The organism is Pseudarthrobacter sp. RHLT3-21, from assembly GCF_059383495.1.
In genome coordinates, this window is sequence record NZ_JBWZCI010000031.1 from 22,447 (window position 1) to 39,929 (window position 17,483).

Sequence of the window (17,483 nt, forward strand, 5' to 3'; positions counted from 1 at the left end):
CCTTAATCACCGGTCAGCTCGGATCAGTCGTCAGCGGACCGTCAGTTCTTCGGCGTTTGTGATTCGCAGTAGCTCTTTGTAGGTGATGCTGAACATTGAGTTGAGGTCTCCTGCTCCGGCCCAGAGGAGATTTTGTATTCCGAGGGACTTGTCCGGCCCAGTTCTGATATACCGCCGGGTTTCCGGGCCGTTGCAGCGGCAGGCCGATGGTGAAGCCTGTCCTTCAGTCCCCGCGCCTTTGCGCACCCAGGCACTAGCGAAGCAGCGTGGGTGATTTATGTAGCGTGCGTCAGAGGCGAGGAACGAGCCAGCACGCGGGAAATCACGCGCGTTGCGCAGCGAACGCAACTGACGAAAGCGAACGCAACCACAGGGCATTTTTCACATTCGCCACTGGGGCGGCAACCTCCACACTGCGCATGCGTCAGTAGCCCTGCGCGTCCAGGAGGGCGTCTTCCTCTTCTTCGGCAGTCGCCTTCCTGCGCTTGCGGGCAACGGGTGGACGACGGCGGGCTGCCGCAGCCGCTGAGTGGACTGAACTGCCCGAATCCGTCAAGCCTTCTTCGCCTTCTGCGGCGTCCTCGGCGTCGATCGCGGCATTTCTGGCCTGCTGCCGGGCGGCGTAGCCGAAGCCCACGAACATCAGCACGCCGAATGCGAACCACTGCAACGAATAGGACAGGTGTGTGCCTTCTTCGGTGGCCGGCTTCGGGAACGGGAACGGCATGTCAGCGGGGGCGGGAGATTCAGACGCCAGCTGTCCGTAAGCCCCGGTGAGCACCGGATATCCCAGCTGGTCCGCGTAAGTGGGAAGGTCGATGGAGGCAAGCTGGCCGTCGGGGGCGCCACGGTCCAGTTGTGGCTCGCCGTGCTTGAGGCGAACCACGGCGGTCACGGGGCCGGCGGGAGGCGCCGGGATGGAATCGGGGCTGCCCGGGTTCTTGTTGCCGATGGGTAGCCAACCCCGGTCGATCACCACGGTTTCACCGGTCGCCAGCCTGAACGGGACAACCACCTCATACCCTGGCTGCCCGTTCAGCGGACGGTTGCGGACGATCCGCTGGCCGTCGGGATCGTAGGTGCCCTGGAGTTCCACCTGGGTCCATTCCTTTACCGGGTCCAGCGCGGCGAACTCGTCCCTTGCGTCGTCGAAGGAGATGGGTGTGGCGGAATAGTTGGTGACCACGCGGTTGATCTCCGCCAGGGTCTCGGCGCGGCGGTCCATCTGCCAGCGGCCAAGGAAGACGCAGGCAGCGGCGAAGATGGCGGCCAGCAGGAGGTATCCCAGCCACTTGCTGGAAAAGAGGAAGCGGTACATTCAGCAGTCCTGCCCTACCGGCGCCTGGCCGGTGTCCTGCCCCGCATCCAGGATCAGGGTTTCCTTCCAGAGCCCGCGGGTCTGGAGGTAGTCTTCCAGCCAGTCACGGTGGTCCTCACAGGCAAGCCAGGTTTTGCGGCGTTCCGGCGTATGGATTTTGGGATTGTTCCAGAGCAGCTGCCAGGACGCTTCCGCGCGGCAGGCCTTGCGGGAGCACATGGCAGCCATGGCCGGCGGGGGACCAGCGGTCCCTGCGGCCAGGTCGAAAATGTTCATGAGGCGCGCCGTTCCTGTCCGTGCGTGGGTTCGTCGTCGTCATCAATGAGCTCGCCCTGGATGACCGCGGGCGTGGCGCCGTCCTGCTCCGGCGGCCACGACTGGCTTTCAAGTTCGGTAAGCGGCGCCGAGTCGAGCAGTGAGTCGCTGTGGACCTCTGCCTTGTCGCTGCCGTTGGCAATCACTACCGCGATCCAGGGGAGGAAGACGGCGCCGGCGACCATCAGGATCTTGAACCAGCCGTCCACCACAAAAATGAGGATGAGGCAGACCATGCGGATTCCCATGGCCACCGCGTACTTGATCATGCGCTGGCGCATGTCCTCTGAGTGGGCACCCGCAGCGTCCGTAATGCTATGGACCCCGGAATCACCGGAGAACCGTTCGGGATCTCCGGGCACGGATTGTCCAGCATGGTTTTCAAGGGTCACGGCTGATTGATCACGCTCCAAAGGCTTGCCTCAATTCTCTCACCATCGGCGGCGGCCCCCAAACGCGGGCTAAGATCGAAGGCAGCAAAATCACACCCCCGTCCTACCGCGGCTGCACCTGCCGCAGAATCCCGGAGCGTTTAATGTCTGAAGCAGCTACACCGGCCCGCAGTGTCCTGATCACCGGTGGAAACCGTGGCATTGGCCTGGCCATCGCGCAGGCTTTTCTGGCCAACGGTGACAAGGTGGCCGTGACTTACCGGAGCGCGTCGGAGCTGCCGGCCGGAATTCTGGGCGTGAAGGCCGATGTGACTGACGAGGCTTCTGTGGATGCGGCCTTCACTGAGGTGGAAGCTGCGCACGGTCCCGTTGAGGTTTTGGTGGCAAACGCGGGAATCACCAAGGACACGCTCCTGATGCGCATGAGTGAAGATGACTTCACGTCCGTGATCGACACCAACCTCAATGGCGCTTTCCGCGTCATCAAGCGCGCCTCGAAGGGAATGATCCGGATGCGCAAGGGCCGCGTGGTCCTCATTTCCTCGGTCTCCGGCCTGTATGGCGCGCCGGGCCAGGTCAACTACTCGGCCTCCAAGGCGGGCCTGGTGGGCATAGCCCGGTCACTAACCCGCGAGCTAGGTTCACGCGGGATCACTGCAAACGTGGTTGCCCCCGGATTCATCAACACGGACATGACGGCGGAACTGCCTGAGGCCACCCAGAAGGGGTACCTTTCCAGCATTCCCGCGGGCCGGTTTGCCGAGGCAACGGAAGTGGCGAACGTTGTCCGTTGGATTTCCAGCGACGAGGCGGCCTACATTTCCGGCGCCGTCATTCCCGTTGACGGCGGACTCGGCATGGGCCACTGACCACGGGACCCTGACCCCGGTTTTCAGGTGCCGGCGCGGATTGCAGACGTATGCGAGTCCGCGCCGGTTCCGGAAGGCGGGCGGGAGGCGTCGCAGAACTAGCCTGACAGGGCTTCTTTGTGGGGGTCACACAAGCCAATGCGGGGCAGGCGCTGGCATGATGGACTGCAGACCTCAAGCGATTTAGACGTTTCGAACAAAGGAGCCCATATGGGACTGCTGGACAACAAAACCGCCATCGTGACCGGATCCTCACGGGGAATCGGCGCCGAAGTGGCCAAGAACCTCGCTGCGGAGGGCGCCGCCGTCGTTGTTAACTACCGCCAGAAGGCGCCGCGTGCCAACAAGGTGGTCGCAGGAATCGAAGCTGCCGGCGGCCGCGCCACCGCCGTAGGTGCGGACCTCACCACCCAGGAAGGCGTGCAGGCCCTGGCCAGCGCGGCCATGGAGAACTTCGGTTCGCTGGACGTCCTGGTGCTCAACGCTTCGGGTGGTATGGAGTCCGGCATGGCAGACGACTACGCCCTCAAGCTCAACCGCGACGCGCAGGTCAACATGCTCAACGCCGCCGTGCCCCTGATGAAGGAAGGCTCACGCGTGGTCTTCGTGACCAGCCACCAGGCCCACTTCATCAACTCCGTTGCCACCATGCCCGAATACGAGCCCGTGGCCCGCAGCAAGCGTGCGGGCGAGGACGCCCTGCGTGAGCTCCTGCCGAACCTGGCCGAAAAGGGCATTTCGCTGGTGGTTGTGTCCGGCGACATGATCGAAGGCACCGTCACCGCGACGCTGCTGGACCGGTCGAACCCGGGCGCCATCGAAGCCCGCCGCGCCGAGGCCGGCAAGCTCTACTCCGTGGAGGAGTTCGCTGAAGTGGTGGCCAGCATGGCAACGGCCGACGTCGAATCCGGCCACACCGAGTACGCCGGCGGCTCCGACTACTTCGGCAAGGGCGCCGAGTAGCGCTTCCGGGCATCCCATAAAGGGCCTCATTCCCACGCGGCAAACCCCATCACCACGACGAGCCCCGGGCAGTACTCCAGCCCGGGGCTCTGTCTGTCGTGAAGCCTTGCCTGCCTGTCGAGGGCGTTGGCGAGGGCGTTGTCTATGGGAGCCGGGCCGCCTAGGGTCTTATGCATGGCACAACAACGTAGCTATCCGGCAGGTGTTCCCTGCTGGGTGGACAGCCAGCAGCCCGACGTGGAAGCCGCCATGCACTTATGGCGGACTCTTCGGGTGGGAGTTCGAGGACACGGCCCTGTACGGCGGCACTGGCAGGCACGTCATAGCCACCCTTGACGCCCAGGAGGCGGGCGCCATCACTGGCCCCGGAACCGGTGTCGCCGCGTGGAACACGTACGTCTCCGTCGACGAAGCGGATGCTGCCGTGCGCCACCTGCTCTCTGTCGGCGCAACACTGAAATCGACTCCTGCCCATGCGGGTTCAGGAGGCGTGCAGGCGGTGCTGGCGGATCCCGAAGGCGCCGAGTTCCGGATCTGGCAGGCCCGCGGGCGTCTCGGTGCCCAGGCGGTCAACCTTCCCGGCGGCTGGAATTTCAGTGACCTCCACACAACAGATCCTGAGGCGGCGGTCGCCTTCTACACCAAGGCATTCGACTGGCAGTTCGACAACCTCGGCTTCGGAACGATGATCCGCCGCCCCGGATACGGTGATCACCTCGAGGCCACCGTCGACCCCAACATCAGGGTTCGCCAGTCGGGCGATCTCGTCCCCCGCGGCTTCGAGGACGCTGTTGCCTGGCTTGCCTCCGCGGCACCCGGTGAGCGGCCGCAGTGGCACGTGACGTTTACTGTCGCAGACCGGGACCGTTCGGCTAGGGATGCGGAGCAACTTGGCGCCGTCATCCTGGGGCAGGACGATACCGAGTGGACGCGCACCGTCCTGATCCGGGATCCCGGCGGAGCCGTATTCACTGCGAGCCAGTTCACTCCGCCGACGGGCTGAGCGGACCGGCTGACCCGACCCGGCTGGCGGGACGGAGTCTGTGGCTCAGACGCCGGCGATATGGCGCACTGCGTCGAGGTACGGCATGTTGATCGCGGAGTCGGCAACGGCCCGGACCGCAGGCTTGGCGTTGAACGCCACTCCGATCCCGGCGGCCCCGAGCATGTCCAGGTCGTTGGCGCCGTCGCCCACGGCAATGGTGTGTTCCATCGCGATGCCTTCGGCAGCCGCCCACTCGCGCAGGTACTTTTCCTTCGCCGCACGGTCGATGACGGCACCAAGCACCTTGCCGGTCAGGGCGCCGTCCACAATTTCGAGTTCGTTCGCCAGCCAGTAGTCCAGGCCCAGATCCTCCGCGATGGGACGCAGGATCTGGTTGAAGCCACCGGACACCACTGCCACTACGTGGCCGGCAGCTTTGAACGCCGCAACCAGCTCAGCGGCACCTTCGCTCAGCTTCACTTCCGCCCGGACGGAATCAACGACGGCGGCCGGCAGTCCTGCGAGCACGGCCACCCGCGCGTGGAGGCTCTGGGCAAAGTCCAGTTCTCCGCGCATCGCGGCTTCGGTGACTGCCGCGACTTCCTCCCGCTTGCCCGCATAGGCCGCCAGGAGCTCAATGACTTCCTGCTGGATCAGCGTCGAATCAACGTCCATGATCAGCAGCTTCCGCGGAGCCGCCCGCAAACTTGCGGGAACAATGGCGGTGTCCAGGCCATCCTGCGCCGTCTGAGCCAGCGCCCTGCGGAGGGCGGAAATACCGGCGGCCGTGCCGTCTGCGATGGCGAGCTCGGCCGTGTGGACCTCAAACCTGCGGTCCCCGCCCCTTGATTCGGATTGGAGAGTGGCACCACTGCCCGTCAGGGCGGCCCGCAGCTTGTCGAGCCCGGAGGCAGTCAATTTTGGGCCATAGCTGACCGCAGTCACGTTCGAAGTCATGGTTGCAATCTTAGTCAGCGGGGGAGAGCCACCCGAATTGATTGCGCCAGGTTGATGGCGGACCCCGCGGGCCAGCCGGCAGACGGGGGGGCGATGACCGTGGCTGTGACCAGTGTCGCTGTCCAAGTTTCAGTTATCAGTCCGCCCCTGTTTTGTCCTAGTGTCTACTCCTATGAGTGATGTTCTTGAATTGGCCGCCGTCAGCGTTGTCCGTGGGGCTAAAACGCTCCTGAACAAGGTGGATTGGCAGGTCAAGGAGGGCGATCGCTGGGTCATTCTCGGACCCAACGGCGCAGGCAAGACCACTCTCCTGCAGATTGCTGCAGCCCGTCTTCACCCCACCAGCGGCATGGCCGGCATCCTGGACGAAATCCTTGGCTCCGTGGACGTGTTTGAACTCCGTCCCCGTATTGGACTGTCCTCTGCTGCACTGGCCAATCAGATTCCCGGCCACGAAACGGTCCTCAACGTTGTTGTCACCGCAGCGTACGGCGTCACGGGTCGCTGGCGCGAGGGCTATGAAAAGGCTGACGAGCGCCGGGCCTTCCGGCTGCTGAATGACTGGGGCATGGGTCCGTTCCTGAACAGGGCTTTCGCGTCCCTGTCCGAGGGTGAGCGCAAGCGGGTGCAGATTGCCCGTGCCCTCATGACCGACCCGGAACTTCTCCTGCTGGACGAACCTGCGGCCGGCCTGGACCTGGGTGGGCGCGAGGACCTGGTGCACCGCCTCAGCGAACTGGCCCGTGATGAGGCCGCTCCGGCCATTGTCCTGGTCACCCACCACCTCGAAGAAGTGCCGCCTGGCTTCACTCACGCGATGCTGCTCCGTGACTCCAACGTGGTGGCAGCCGGACCCCTCGAGGGTGTGTTGACGGCGGAGCACCTCAGCAAGACCTTCGGGGTGGATCTGGAGGTCAGCGTCAACGCTGGCCGCTACACTGCCACCGCCCGCCATTAGGCCGCGGCGCCGCCAACCGTGGATCTTCTCAGCAGCATCTTTGTGTTTTTTGCCGGCCTGTGGGCCGGTACCATCAACGCCGTTGTAGGCTCCGGAACCCTTGTCACGTTCCCGGTTCTGATCGCCCTCGGAGTCACTCCCGTGGTGGCTTCCATGAGCAACGCGATGGGCCTTGTGGCCGGCACCGCAGCGGGGGCTTGGGGGTACCGCCGCGAGCTCAAGGGCCGCGGCTTGCAGCTGCTGAAGCTTCTGCCGGCGTCGCTCCTGGGCGGCATCACTGGAGCCTGGCTGCTGCTGCACCTGCCGGAGAAGGTCTTCCACTACGTCGCGCCGGTCCTCCTGGTCCTGGCCCTGCTGATGGTGGTGTTCCAGCCGCGGCTGCAGGCCTGGGTCCGCAATCGCGAGGAGAACCCCGAGCATGCCGTGCGGGACAAAAGGCACGGCGTCCTCCTGATTGTGCTGGTGTACCTGGCCGGCGTCTACGGCGGCTACTTCGTGGCCGCCCAGGGCATCCTTTTGGTGGGCATCCTAGGCGTGTTCCTCACCGGAACCATCCAGAACGCCAACGCCATGAAGAACATCCTGGTCCTCGGCGTGAACCTCGTGGCCGCGGTGTCCTACCTGCTCTTCGCGTTTGACCGGATCAACTGGCTGGTGGTGCTCCTGATTGCCGTGAGCTCCACGATCGGCGGCCTCCTGGGTTCCAAAGTGGGACGGCGGCTGTCCCCGGCTGTGCTGCGGACTGTCATCTTTGCGCTCGGCCTGATGGCGCTGGGCTTTATGATCGCCAACCTGCTGAAATAATCAGCGCGTGACAATCCACTATCTTGAATCCGCCGGGGATCCCCGAGTCTCCGACTACACGCAACTGACGGACGTACACCTGCGGAAGCTCCGTGAACCGGCCGAAGGAATGTACATCGCCGAATCCTCCCGGGTCCTGCGCCGGGCATTGGCGGCCGGCCACCGGCCACGGTCGTTCTTCCTGGCGGAGAAATGGCTGGCTGACCTGCAGGATGTCCTCAGTGCCTACCCGGACGTTCCCGCTTTCATTGGGAGCGCCGCCCTGCTCGAAGAGATCACCGGGTTCCACCTCCACCGAGGCGCCATGGCAGCCATGCAACGGCCGGAACCGGTGCCCCTCCACGACCTGCTGGCCGGCGCCCGACGGGTCGCGGTCCTGGAGGACATCGTGGACCACACCAACGTAGGCGCCATCTTCCGGTCAGCCGCGGCCCTGGACATCGATGCCGTCCTGATTTCCCCGCGCTGCGGCGATCCGCTCTACCGCCGCAGCGTCCGGGTCAGCATGGGAACCGTCTTCCAGGTGCCCTGGGCACGGCTGGAGTCCTGGCCGCAGGACCTGTCGCTACTCAAGGAGGCCGGCTTCATGGTGGCCGCGCTGGAACTCACCGGGGACGCCGTGGACGTGGACGGGCTCGCCGCGCGCAATCCGGACCGGCTGGCCCTGGTGCTCGGCACCGAAGGCGCCGGCATGAGCGCCGGGACGCTCGCCGCCGTCGACCTCGCCGTGAAAATCCCCATGCGCGCCGGCGTGGACTCCCTCAACGTGGCGGCGGCCTCCGCAGTGGCCTTCTGGGAACTGCGGCCCCGGGGTTCGCAGGGTCCGCGCTGATCCGCTATTATTAACAGCTGGCTGTCCTGCGCCTTCTGCCTTGCGGCAGGGAAGCAGGCACCAGCCATCCCATTCATACCTGGCAGCTGGCAAAATCCAGTTGTGCGAACAAAGGCCCCATTATGAAGTCTGATATCCACCCGAAGTACGAAGCTGTCGTTTTCAACGACCTGGCTTCCGGCGTCAAGTTCCTGACCAAGTCCACCGTGTCTTCCAAGAAGACCATCGAGTGGGAAGACGGAAACACCTACCCGGTTATCGACGTCGAAATCTCCTCCGAGTCCCACCCGTTCTACACGGGCAAGCAGCGCGTCATGGACTCTGCAGGCCGCGTCGAGCGCTTCAACTCCCGCTTCAAGGGCTTCGGCGGCAAGAAGTAATTCACTTCACCCCAAGGTTCTTTGACAAAGCCCGCACCGGCAACGGTGCGGGCTTTTTGCGTTTCGGGGAGCCTGGCTCGTGGGGCAGGATGGATGGCATGACCAACACGCCATTTGCCGCTGAAGACCGCCCCCGCAGCCACCACGGTGAGTACAAAGTCCCCGGTGGCAAACTTGTGGTGGTGGACTTCGATGTTGTGGACGGTGTCCTGGCCGACGTCTCCCTCAGCGGCGACTTTTTCCTCGAACCCGACGAGGCGCTGCCGGCCATCAACCGGGCGCTGACAGGACTTCCGGAAAACACGACGGCGGCGGAGCTGTCCGCGGCCGTCACCGGTTCGCTGCCTCCCGGCGCCGTCCTGTTCGGCTTTTCTGCCGACGCCGTGACCGTCACTGTCAGGCGCGCCCTGGCGAAGGCAACGTCCTGGACCGACCACCACTGGAACATCATCGCCCCCACGGTACTGCCCACGCATATCAACGTCGCCCTGGACGAGGTGCTGACCGAAGAGGTGGGCGCAGGCCGTCGCAACCCCACCCTGCGGTTCTGGGACTGGGAGGAACCGTCCGTGGTGATCGGCAGCTTCCAGTCCGTCCGCAACGAGCTCGATGCCGCCGGCGTCGCCCGGCACGGCATCACCGTGGTCCGCCGGATCAGCGGCGGCGGAGCGATGTTCATGGAGGCAGGCAACTGCATCACTTACTCCCTCTACCTGCCGCAGACGCTGGTGGACGGGATCAGCTTCGCGGACTCATACGCGTTCCTGGACGCCTGGGTCATGGCCGCACTCGAGAAGATCGGGGTGACGGCGTTTTACGTGCCCCTGAACGACATCGCCACCGACCAGGGCAAGATCGGCGGTGCTGCCCAGAAGCGCCTCGCCAACGGGGGCATGCTCCACCACGTCACCATGAGCTACGACATCGACGCCGACAAGATGGTTGAGGTCCTGCGCATCGGCAAGGAGAAACTCTCGGACAAGGGGACGCGCAGCGCCAAGAAGCGGGTTGACCCGCTGCGCCGGCAGACCGGGCTGGCCCGGACGGAGATCATCGCGGCCATGATGGAAGTGTTCAGCGAACGGTACGCCGCCACCCCGTCCGAACTCACTGCCGCCGAGCTCACTGCCGCCCGGGACCGGGTGGCCACTAAGTTCGGCGCCGAGGATTGGCTGCACCGGGTCCCGTAAGCCCTTGCCGGCGTGACCTACTGCAGTTGTGCGGTGAGCGCCCGGAGCAGGTGGCTCCGCTGTTCCACAATGATGCGGCGCAGCGCCCGGGGCGCGTCAGTATTGCCGGTCAGCCAGGCATCCGTGCGGAGCACCACAGGGTGCTCCGCTGGCAGGGTCCCCGCCGGCAGATCCTGCGCCATGGGATACAGTCCCCGGACGATCCGGCTGGCGATTTCGATGCTCCGGTTGTCCCAGACACCGCGGAGGCACTCAAAGTAGGGCTCCGCATAAGGGTCCAGGAGGGCAGCCGGAGCCGTGGCAAAGCCCACGATGGTGGCGCTGAGAAGCTGGTTCGATAGCTCCGTCCCCTCCACGGCCTCCTTCCAGGCGGCGGCCTTCACGGCAGGCTCCGGACGGGCGGACAGTGCCGTGGCCTGACCCGCCCGGCCCGAGGCAGTGGTGTCCCGATCGAGTTCTGCGTCCAGCTCTTCGGAGGTGGCCTGCCCGTTGGCCGCCAGGGCGTGCCAGAGGCTCCAGCGCAATTCGGCGTCCACGGCCAGGCCGTCCACCACCACTGTGCCGTCCAGGAGGCCCCTGAGCCGGGGGAGGAGGGCAGCGTCGTGACGGCTGACGGCGGCGAGTGTCCGCGCCCAGGCCAGCTGGTGGTCCGAGCCCGGCGCTGCCTTACGCAGCTGGGCGTCCGCCGCCGCCAGGAAGGAGCCACGCACCGCGCCGCGTTGGGCGAGGGGGGTGTAGCGTTCGACGGCGGTGGAGGCGTTCTCAAGGATGTTCAGCAGCACGCCGACTCCCGTTTCGGACGGTCCGAATGCCGTTACGGACTCCACGTAGCGGGAGGCCGGGCTTTCGCCGTCGCGGGCGGAGTTCCACAGCGAGGTCCAGCAGAGGGCGCGGGCCATGGGATCGGCGATCCGGTCCAGGGAGGCCAGCACCGTGGCTTCCGAGGCCGGGTCCAGCCGTACTTTGGCATAGGTCAGGTCGTCATCGTTGACGAGCAGGAGGGCAGGCTTCGGCTGGCCGGCCAGCTCCGGGACGTCCGTCCGCGCTCCGGCAACGTCCGTTTCGACACTCCCGGTGCGGGTCAGGGCGCCGTCGGCGTCGAAGTTGTACGAGCCCACGCGCAGCCGGTGCGGCCGCAGTTCCTCCCGTCCGGTAACGGGGTCTTGCGCCTCCTGGACGATCGTCACGGCGCCGAGGACGCCGTCGTGCGTGTCCGTTTCCAGCGACAGCGTGGAGATGCCGGAGGTCTGCAGCCAGGCGGCAGCCCAGCCGGCAAGGTCGCGGCCGGAAGCCGCGCTGAGGGCTTTCAGGAGGTCCGCCAGGGTGGTGTTCCCGTAGGCGTGGTCGCGGAAGTACTGCCGTGAGCCGGCGATGAACGCGTCAAACCCCACGTACGCCACCAGCTGCTTGAGTACGGACGCGCCCTTGGCATAGGTGATGCCGTCGAAGTTCTGCTTGGCGGCCTCCAGGTCCGGGATGTCGGCAACGATCGGATGGGTGGTGGGCAACTGGTCCTGGACGTAGGCCCACGCCTTGCGCTTGTTGGCGAAGTTCACCCACGCGGTGTCCCAGTCGGTGGCGCGGTCCACGCCGAGGGTGCCCATATAGTCCGCGAAGGACTCCTTCAGCCACAGGTCGTCCCACCACTGCATCGTGACGAGGTCGCCGAACCACATGTGCGCCATCTCGTGCATCAGCGTGTTCGCGCGGGCCTGGTACTGGGCGTCGGTGGCGCGGGAGGTGAACACATAGCTTTCAGTGAAGGTCACCAGCCCCGGGTTTTCCATCGCGCCCAGGTTGTATTCGGGGACAAAGGCCTGGTGGTATTTCCCCCAGGGGTAGGGATAATCGAAAAGCCGGTTGAAGAAGTCCAGCCCGTTTTTGGTCAGGCGGAACAGCTCGGCGGCATCGAAGGATTCCGCCATGGAAGCCCGGCAGTACAGGGCCAGGGGCACCTCCAGCGGCGTGCCGTCGTTGAGTGTGGCACTCCAATGGTCCTGGGCTTTGAAGTATGGGCCGGCGAGCACCGTGGTGATGTAGGTGGACATGGGGCGGGTGGCGGCGAAGTCCCAGCGGCTGGTGTCCGGATCGCTGGTCAGCTGCGTGCAGGCAGCTTCCACGGCGTTGGAGGCCACCTCCCAGCCGGACGGTGCCATCACGTGGAAGGTGTACTCGGCCTTGAGGTCGGGCTGTTCAAAGTTCGCGAACACGCGCCGGGCGTCGGCGGGCTCGTACTGCGTGTAGAGGTAGCACTGGCCGTCCGCCGGATCCACAAAGCGGTGCATGCCCTCACCGGACCGGCTGTACAGGGCGGTGCCGGTGACGGTGACCTGGTTTTCTGCCTGCAGGTTGTCCAGCCGGATCCGGGAACCATCCACAACATCGGCCACGGGCAGCCATTTGCCGTTGAGGAACACGCTGTGGACCTCGCCGGCGATGAAATCCAGGAATGTAGACGCTACCTGCCCCTGGCCCGGCACGGCTGCGGAGAAGTTGATAACGCTGCGGCTGGTGTAGCCCGCCACGTCCGGGTCCGCTGCCTGCCGCACATCCAGGGAGACGTCGTAACTGTGGGTGCTGATCAGGGCTGACCGGTGAGCGGCTTCATTGCGCTGCAGATTCTCATGTGACACTCAGCTATCTAATCACGGGATCCGGGCCTGCGGCTCACCATTCGGCCGCCGGCCTAGGCGGTCATCAGCAGGGCCGCTGCCAGGCCCAGCAGCGCGATCAGCAGCCATGCCGCCAGCGCCGCAAGCAGTGCCCTCGCTCCGGTGTGCAGCAGCGTGCGAATCCGCACGGCGGACCCGAGCCCGAACAGCGCAGCCCCCAGGAGTATGTCCTGCAACCCGGCACCGGCGTCGAGCCAACCGTCGGAGAGCCATCCCGTGGACCGCAGCCCCACCATGGCCACAAACCCCACCACGAACAGGGGCACCAGCGGCGGCAGCGCGTGTTGGCCCGATGTGCTCATGCGGTGGTGCAGGCCCGCCACGGCAACTACCGGTGCCAGGAGCAGCACGCGTGTGAGTTTGACGACGACGGCGATGCCCAGTGCCGCGGTCCCGGCAGTTTGCGCCGTGGCCACCACCTGGCCGACGTCGTGCACCGACGCACCTGTCCAGGCGCCGAAAGCGAGCGGGCTCAATTGCAGGGGATGCATCAGCAGCGGCAGGATGCCGATCGCCAGCGTGCCGCACAGTGTCACCAGTGCCACCGGCAGGACGGTATCCGCATGCCGGATCCGGCGCACGGCCGCCATGGCTCCGATGGCGGACGCCCCGCAGATCGAAAAGCCGGTTGCCACCAGCAGGGCCGTTTCGCGCGGCAGCCGGAACAGCCGTACCAGCAGGTAGGTACCGCCGAAACTCAGCAGCACCACGCAAGTGATCAGGACCATGGCCAGCCAGCCCAGGCCCAGGATGTCCATGATGCTCACTTTGAGGCCCAGCAGGACGATGCCGCCCCGCATCAGGTGCTTGCCCGCGAAGTCCAGGCCCGGACGCGCCCGGCCCGCGATCCAGACGGCCGTTCCGGGCAGGTTTGCGGCGAGCAGGCCAAGTGCAACTGCAATGGTCATGGCCGGTAGGGCCGCCACCATGGCATGGACGGCGAAGGCAACGGCCAGGGCGGGGATGGCCGTCAGGAGGCCGGGAAGGAGCCTGCCGGAACGTATCTTCAGTCCACGAAGCCTGGCGCGCAGCGCGCTGCGGCGGCCCCTGTTCCCGCCGTCTCCGAATATCCCGGGATTACTTGTCTCTGGCACCCACTAACCTTGCCGGATAGGACACGGATACAACGAACCGGCATTGCCCCGGCAACACGCCACAATGGACGGCAGTAATGAATTCGAAACAAAAAGATGGTTGGCTAAAGTACATGTCAGACCTATTCCAGGATTACTCTGAGGCCGCCGTGCGCACGGGCGCCTACGACGAGATGTTCGCCCCCGGCCAGGAAGCACGCGAGTCGTACGGCCAGGTGGCGGATGCCCTTAGCAAGCTATCGCTGGCCGATGTCAGCGCGCGGGCTGATTCCATGGCACGGACCTTCCTGGACCGCGGTGTGACCTTCGACTTTGCAGGGGAGGAACGGCCGTTTCCGCTCGACATCGTCCCGCGCGTTATCCCTGCTGATGAGTGGACCGTGCTGGAAAAGGGCGTGGCGCAGCGCGTACGGGCCCTGGAAGCCTTCCTCAACGATGTCTACGACAAAATGAACGTGGTGGCCGACGGCGTCATCCCGCGCCAGCTCGTCACCACCAGCGCCCACTTCCACCGCCAGGTGCACGGCTTCGAGCCGGCCGGCGGAGTCCGCGTCCACATCTCCGGCATCGATGTGGTGCGCGACGCAGCGGGCACCTTCCGCGTCCTGGAAGACAACGTGCGCGTGCCTTCGGGCGTCAGCTACGTCCTGGAAAACCGGCGGGCCATGGCGAAGGGCCTGCCCGAAGCGTTTGGCCAGCAGCTCATCCGGCCCGTGGAAGAGTACCCCCGCCGGCTGCTGTCCGCGCTGCGCAAAACCGCGCCCGCCGGCGTCGACGATCCCACGGTAGTGGTCCTGACCCCCGGCGTCTTCAACAGCGCCTACTTCGAACACACGCTGCTGGCCGGCCTGATGGGCGTGGAGCTCGTCGAAGGCCGCGACCTCATCTGCCGCGGCAACCGCGTCTACATGCGCACCACGGCCGGTGAGCAGCGCGTGGACGTGATCTACAAACGCATCGACGACGAGTTCCTGGACCCGCTGCAGTTCCGCTCGGATTCCATGCTCGGCTGCCCGGGGCTGGTCAACGCCGCCAGGGCCGGCGGCGTGACCATCGCCAACGCCGTGGGCAACGGCGTGGCCGACGACAAGCTTGTGTACAGCTACGTTCCGGACCTCATCCGCTACTACCTCAGCGAGGAGCCTGTCATCGCGAACGTGGACACGTTCCGGCTGGAGGAGAAGGAATCCCGGGAATACGTCCTGGACAACCTGGCTGAGCTCGTGGTGAAGCCCGTGGACGGCTCCGGCGGCAAGGGCCTGGTCATCGGGCCGGACGCCTCCAACGATGAACTCGAAGCCCTGCGCAAGCGGGTCGTCGCTGACCCGCGCGGCTGGATCGCCCAGCCGGTCCTCCAACTTTCCACGGTGCCCACCCTCGGCGGGGACAAATTCGGCCCGCGGCACGTGGACCTGCGCCCCTTTGCCGTCAACGACGGCGACGACGTCTGGGTACTCCCCGGCGGACTCACCAGGGTGGCGCTCAAGGAAGGCTCCCTCATTGTGAACTCCAGCCAGGGCGGCGGCTCCAAGGACACCTGGGTGCTGGCAGACTCACCACAGGTGCCGGTGGAAACTGTTCCGCGGCCCACTATTTCCATCCGTGAGCGGGTATCCGTCTGGCCGGTGGAGAGCAACTGGCGCGACCGCCAGTCGGAGCAGCAGCAGTGAGCCGGGCCATCGAACCGGCACAATTGTTCACGGGTTCATCCCCACAGATTTCGGACGCGCAGGAGGTCACCGCGAATGCTTAGCCGTATTGCTGAGTCCCTATTTTGGATCGGACGCTATGTGGAGCGGGCCGACGGCACCGCCCGCATCCTGGACGTGCACCTGGAACGCCTGAACCACCTCCCCATGGACGAACGCCGCAGGGTTGCCCAGGAACTGCTCGCAGTGATGGGTGCCCGGCCGCAGAGCGAGGACTTCGGCCTGCCCGAACTCCTCCACGCCCTGGCGTACGACAAAACCAGCGCAACCTCCATTGCCGGGTCGCTGGGAGCCGCGCGCGAAAATGCCCGCCGTGCCCGTGAAACCGTGTCCTCGGGCCTGTGGGAGAGCCTCAACACCACCTACTACGGGCTGAGCCAGCACCGCAAGGACGTGGTGGGGACGTACCGTTTCTGCAACTGGACGCTGGAACGGACGGCCATGGTCAGCGGCCTGGCCGACACCACGGTGAGCCATGACGAAAGCTGGCTGTTCCTGGTATTGGGCCGGTCCCTGGAGCGCGCGGACATGACCGCACGGATGCTCTCCACCCGGGATGTCCTCTCTGCAGGCATGTCCTGGGTCAACATGCTGCGGTGCGCTGGGGCCTATGAGTCGTTCCTGCGGACGCGCCGGGCCGCGTTCGGGGACCAGCACGCCGCCGAGTTCCTCCTGCTTGACCGGCTGTTCCCGCGGTCCATCGTCTACGCCCTGCGGGACGCTGATGAGTGCCTCGCGAAGCTGGACCCTTCGGCGCAGCGCGTGGGCTTCATCAACGACGCCCGCCGGATCGTGGGCCAGGCCCGCACCTTCCTCGAGTTCCACCGGACGGACGATCTGATGTCGGAACTGCCCGAGCACATGGAACGCGTGCAGAAGGCCGTTGCGCAGGCCTCGGACGCCATTTCCCGTAAATACTTCAATCAGGCGGACGAACTGGCCTGGGTGGGAGAAGTTTCATGACCCGGCTGAGTATCATCCACACAACGGCCTACAAGTACAACAAGCGCGTCACGCTCTCTTACAACGAGGCCCGCATGACGCCCCTGACCGATCCCCAGCAGGTGGTCCTTGAATCCGTGCTCAAGGTCTCGCCGTCGCAGGCGGCCGTGAGTAACTACCGGGACTACTGGGGCACCAGGGTCACAGCCTTCGACATGCAGATGCCGCACGACCACCTTGAGGTCGTTTCCAACATCACCGTTGAAGTGCACCGGGCTGAAAAAATCCCCGCCGACGCTGACATTGCGGGCTGGGACGTTTTGGCGTCGGAGGTGTCGTTGAACACGTTCAGCGACTGGCTGCCGCAGTCCCAGCTGAGCGGTCCCGGTGCCGAGGTGCTTGGCATCATTCCGGGTGTTGTGGAAGGCAAAAACCCACACGAGGCAGCGATGGCCATCTTTGAATGGATGCGCGGCGAGATGACGTACATGTCCGGTTCCACCGCGGTCACCACCAACGCCGAGGAGGCCTGGGGCCAGCGGCAGGGCGTCTGCCAGGACCTCGCGCACCTTGCCATCGGCGCGCTGCGCAGCTGCGGCATTCCTGCCCGATACGTCTCCGGTTACCTGCACCCGCGGTCGACGGCGGCCATCGGCGAGACGGTCGCCGGCCAGTCGCACGCGTGGCTGGAGTTCTGGGACGGGGACTGGCGCAGCTGGGATCCCACGAACCACAAGCCGGCAGGCGATTACCACGTCACCGTGGCCAGGGGCCGTGACTACCGGGATGTACCGCCGCTGAAGGGCATCCTGTCCGGCGGCGGCGGATCGGCGCTCAGCGTAAGCGTGGAAATCACCCGCCTCGCCTAGTAGTACTTAGTTAGGTTGGGGCTGGCGGTTGGCAGTAGGGGCAGTATCCGGTTCGTGCGGCGACGAGGTGTTGGAGCTCGCGGAGGATGCCGTAGAGACTCAGGCTGCCCCAGGCGCTTTTGGGCGTGTCAGGCGCAGTGTGGTGATGAATAGGTGGGCCGCGGTGACGAGGGTGGCGTGGTGGTGCCAGCCGAGCCAGGTGCGGCCTTCGAAGTGGTCGAGGCCGAGACCGGT

The 17,483-nt window shown here is 65.6% G+C and carries 18 protein-coding genes and 2 pseudogenes; 11 read left to right on the top strand and 9 right to left on the bottom strand.

Translation table 11 applies throughout. The features are described 5' to 3' along the window. Positions 1-30: 30 nt before the first annotated feature. From AC50YA_RS21060 to AC50YA_RS21075, 4 genes and pseudogenes are all read right to left on the bottom strand, one after another. A pseudogene (locus AC50YA_RS21060) lies at positions 31-168 on the bottom strand (YbaK/EbsC family protein); the annotation flags it as partial. Positions 169-424: 256 nt separating this feature from the next. Continuing rightward, the gene (locus tag AC50YA_RS21065; RefSeq protein ID WP_494984135.1) at positions 425-1,318 is read right to left on the bottom strand and encodes an SURF1 family cytochrome oxidase biogenesis protein; all 894 of its coding nucleotides are present in this window, start codon (positions 1,316-1,318) and stop codon (positions 425-427) included. Next, positions 1,319-1,594: a hypothetical protein gene (locus tag AC50YA_RS21070; RefSeq protein ID WP_494984136.1), complete on the bottom strand. Its 276-nt coding sequence runs from the start codon at positions 1,592-1,594 to the stop codon at positions 1,319-1,321. Continuing rightward, on the bottom strand, positions 1,591-2,025 hold the full coding sequence (locus tag AC50YA_RS21075; protein WP_494984137.1) for a DUF3099 domain-containing protein: 435 nt from the start codon (positions 2,023-2,025) through the stop codon (positions 1,591-1,593). Before AC50YA_RS21075 ends, AC50YA_RS21070 begins: the two co-directional genes overlap by 4 nt. Before the next feature lie 143 nt (positions 2,026-2,168). Between AC50YA_RS21075 and AC50YA_RS21080 the strand changes: the two genes are divergently transcribed. After that, entirely contained in the window at positions 2,169-2,894 is a 726-nt protein-coding gene (locus tag AC50YA_RS21080) for a beta-ketoacyl-ACP reductase (RefSeq protein ID WP_494984138.1), read from the top strand. 210 nt (positions 2,895-3,104) lie between these two features. Next, entirely contained in the window at positions 3,105-3,857 is a 753-nt protein-coding gene (locus tag AC50YA_RS21085; protein WP_160670880.1) for an SDR family oxidoreductase, read from the top strand. A 26-nt stretch (positions 3,858-3,883) separates the two neighbouring features. On the opposite strand, the gene AC50YA_RS21090 is transcribed toward AC50YA_RS21085, so the two are convergent. Then, a complete protein-coding gene (locus tag AC50YA_RS21090) occupies positions 3,884-4,033 on the bottom strand; it encodes a hypothetical protein (RefSeq protein WP_494984139.1) in 150 nt (49 codons plus the stop codon). A 26-nt stretch (positions 4,034-4,059) separates the two neighbouring features. On the opposite strand from AC50YA_RS21090, the gene AC50YA_RS21095 reads away from it, so the two are divergent. Continuing rightward, positions 4,060-4,860 carry a VOC family protein gene (locus AC50YA_RS21095; RefSeq protein ID WP_494984140.1) on the top strand — a complete coding sequence of 267 codons (801 nt, stop codon included), beginning with the start codon at positions 4,060-4,062 and terminating at the stop codon, positions 4,858-4,860. A gap of 45 nt (positions 4,861-4,905) precedes the next feature. Here AC50YA_RS21095 and serB read toward each other — a convergent pair whose 3' ends face one another. Next, entirely contained in the window at positions 4,906-5,799 is an 894-nt protein-coding gene (serB, locus tag AC50YA_RS21100) for a phosphoserine phosphatase SerB (protein ID WP_494984141.1), read from the bottom strand. 172 nt (positions 5,800-5,971) lie between these two features. Here serB and AC50YA_RS21105 point away from each other — a divergent pair, with 172 nt between their 5' ends. The 5 genes from AC50YA_RS21105 (at position 5,972) to lplAB (ending at position 9,963) form a co-directional block, all read left to right on the top strand. Then, positions 5,972-6,757, top strand: a complete 786-nt coding sequence (locus tag AC50YA_RS21105; protein WP_494984142.1) for an ABC transporter ATP-binding protein — start codon at positions 5,972-5,974, stop codon at positions 6,755-6,757. An 18-nt stretch (positions 6,758-6,775) separates the two neighbouring features. Continuing rightward, positions 6,776-7,561 (top strand): sulfite exporter TauE/SafE family protein, encoded by a 786-nt coding sequence (locus AC50YA_RS21110; RefSeq protein WP_494984143.1) that lies wholly within the window; start codon positions 6,776-6,778, stop codon positions 7,559-7,561. A 7-nt stretch (positions 7,562-7,568) separates the two neighbouring features. Next, positions 7,569-8,393: a TrmH family RNA methyltransferase gene (locus tag AC50YA_RS21115; protein ID WP_494984144.1), complete on the top strand. Its 825-nt coding sequence runs from the start codon at positions 7,569-7,571 to the stop codon at positions 8,391-8,393. 122 nt (positions 8,394-8,515) lie between these two features. Further along, entirely contained in the window at positions 8,516-8,773 is a 258-nt protein-coding gene (locus tag AC50YA_RS21120) for a type B 50S ribosomal protein L31 (protein ID WP_494984145.1), read from the top strand. Between the two features lie 98 nt (positions 8,774-8,871). Then, positions 8,872-9,963, top strand: a complete 1,092-nt coding sequence (gene lplAB / locus AC50YA_RS21125; RefSeq protein ID WP_494984146.1) for a lipoate-protein ligase LplAB — start codon at positions 8,872-8,874, stop codon at positions 9,961-9,963. A gap of 17 nt (positions 9,964-9,980) precedes the next feature. Here lplAB and pepN read toward each other — a convergent pair whose 3' ends face one another. Together pepN and AC50YA_RS21135 are read right to left on the bottom strand one after the other, a co-directional pair. Continuing rightward, positions 9,981-12,596, bottom strand: a complete 2,616-nt coding sequence (pepN, locus tag AC50YA_RS21130; protein ID WP_494984147.1) for an aminopeptidase N — start codon at positions 12,594-12,596, stop codon at positions 9,981-9,983. Positions 12,597-12,649: 53 nt separating this feature from the next. Further along, positions 12,650-13,564, bottom strand: coding sequence for a YeiH family protein (locus tag AC50YA_RS21135; RefSeq protein ID WP_494984150.1), 915 nt, complete (start codon positions 13,562-13,564; stop codon positions 12,650-12,652). Between the two features lie 278 nt (positions 13,565-13,842). Here AC50YA_RS21135 and AC50YA_RS21140 point away from each other — a divergent pair, with 278 nt between their 5' ends. The 3 genes from AC50YA_RS21140 to AC50YA_RS21150 all read left to right on the top strand — a co-directional run bounded on the left by AC50YA_RS21140 (position 13,843) and on the right by AC50YA_RS21150 (position 17,249). Beyond that, a complete protein-coding gene (locus tag AC50YA_RS21140; RefSeq protein ID WP_494984148.1) occupies positions 13,843-15,399 on the top strand; it encodes a circularly permuted type 2 ATP-grasp protein in 1,557 nt (518 codons plus the stop codon). A gap of 75 nt (positions 15,400-15,474) precedes the next feature. Continuing rightward, positions 15,475-16,401: an alpha-E domain-containing protein gene (locus AC50YA_RS21145; RefSeq protein WP_111909491.1), complete on the top strand. Its 927-nt coding sequence runs from the start codon at positions 15,475-15,477 to the stop codon at positions 16,399-16,401. Further along, a complete protein-coding gene (locus AC50YA_RS21150) occupies positions 16,398-17,249 on the top strand; it encodes a transglutaminase family protein (RefSeq protein ID WP_494984149.1) in 852 nt (283 codons plus the stop codon). The genes AC50YA_RS21145 and AC50YA_RS21150 overlap by 4 nt, the downstream gene beginning before the upstream one ends. A 99-nt stretch (positions 17,250-17,348) precedes the next feature. On the opposite strand, the pseudogene AC50YA_RS21155 reads toward AC50YA_RS21150, so the two are convergent. Continuing rightward, positions 17,349-17,483 (bottom strand): annotated as a pseudogene (locus AC50YA_RS21155) (IS701 family transposase); the annotation flags it as partial.

What these genes read in the sequence shown, in the direction of transcription:
- AC50YA_RS21150 (WP_494984149.1), top strand. Translation starts at nt 16,398, where the DNA reads ATGACCCGGCTGAGTATCATCCACACAACGGCCTACAAGTACAACAAG.
- AC50YA_RS21145 (WP_111909491.1), top strand. Translation starts at nt 15,475, where the DNA reads ATGCTTAGCCGTATTGCTGAGTCCCTATTTTGGATCGGACGCTATGTG.
- AC50YA_RS21090 (WP_494984139.1), bottom strand. Translation starts at nt 4,033, where the DNA reads ATGCATAAGACCCTAGGCGGCCCGGCTCCCATAGACAACGCCCTCGCC.
- AC50YA_RS21105 (WP_494984142.1), top strand. Translation starts at nt 5,972, where the DNA reads ATGAGTGATGTTCTTGAATTGGCCGCCGTCAGCGTTGTCCGTGGGGCT.
- AC50YA_RS21085 (WP_160670880.1), top strand. Translation starts at nt 3,105, where the DNA reads ATGGGACTGCTGGACAACAAAACCGCCATCGTGACCGGATCCTCACGG.
- lplAB (WP_494984146.1), top strand. Translation starts at nt 8,872, where the DNA reads ATGACCAACACGCCATTTGCCGCTGAAGACCGCCCCCGCAGCCACCAC.
- AC50YA_RS21120 (WP_494984145.1), top strand. Translation starts at nt 8,516, where the DNA reads ATGAAGTCTGATATCCACCCGAAGTACGAAGCTGTCGTTTTCAACGAC.
- AC50YA_RS21080 (WP_494984138.1), top strand. Translation starts at nt 2,169, where the DNA reads ATGTCTGAAGCAGCTACACCGGCCCGCAGTGTCCTGATCACCGGTGGA.
- AC50YA_RS21065 (WP_494984135.1), bottom strand. Translation starts at nt 1,318, where the DNA reads ATGTACCGCTTCCTCTTTTCCAGCAAGTGGCTGGGATACCTCCTGCTG.
- AC50YA_RS21140 (WP_494984148.1), top strand. Translation starts at nt 13,843, where the DNA reads ATGTCAGACCTATTCCAGGATTACTCTGAGGCCGCCGTGCGCACGGGC.
- serB (WP_494984141.1), bottom strand. Translation starts at nt 5,799, where the DNA reads ATGACTTCGAACGTGACTGCGGTCAGCTATGGCCCAAAATTGACTGCC.
- AC50YA_RS21070 (WP_494984136.1), bottom strand. Translation starts at nt 1,594, where the DNA reads ATGAACATTTTCGACCTGGCCGCAGGGACCGCTGGTCCCCCGCCGGCC.
- AC50YA_RS21135 (WP_494984150.1), bottom strand. Translation starts at nt 13,564, where the DNA reads ATGGTGGCGGCCCTACCGGCCATGACCATTGCAGTTGCACTTGGCCTG.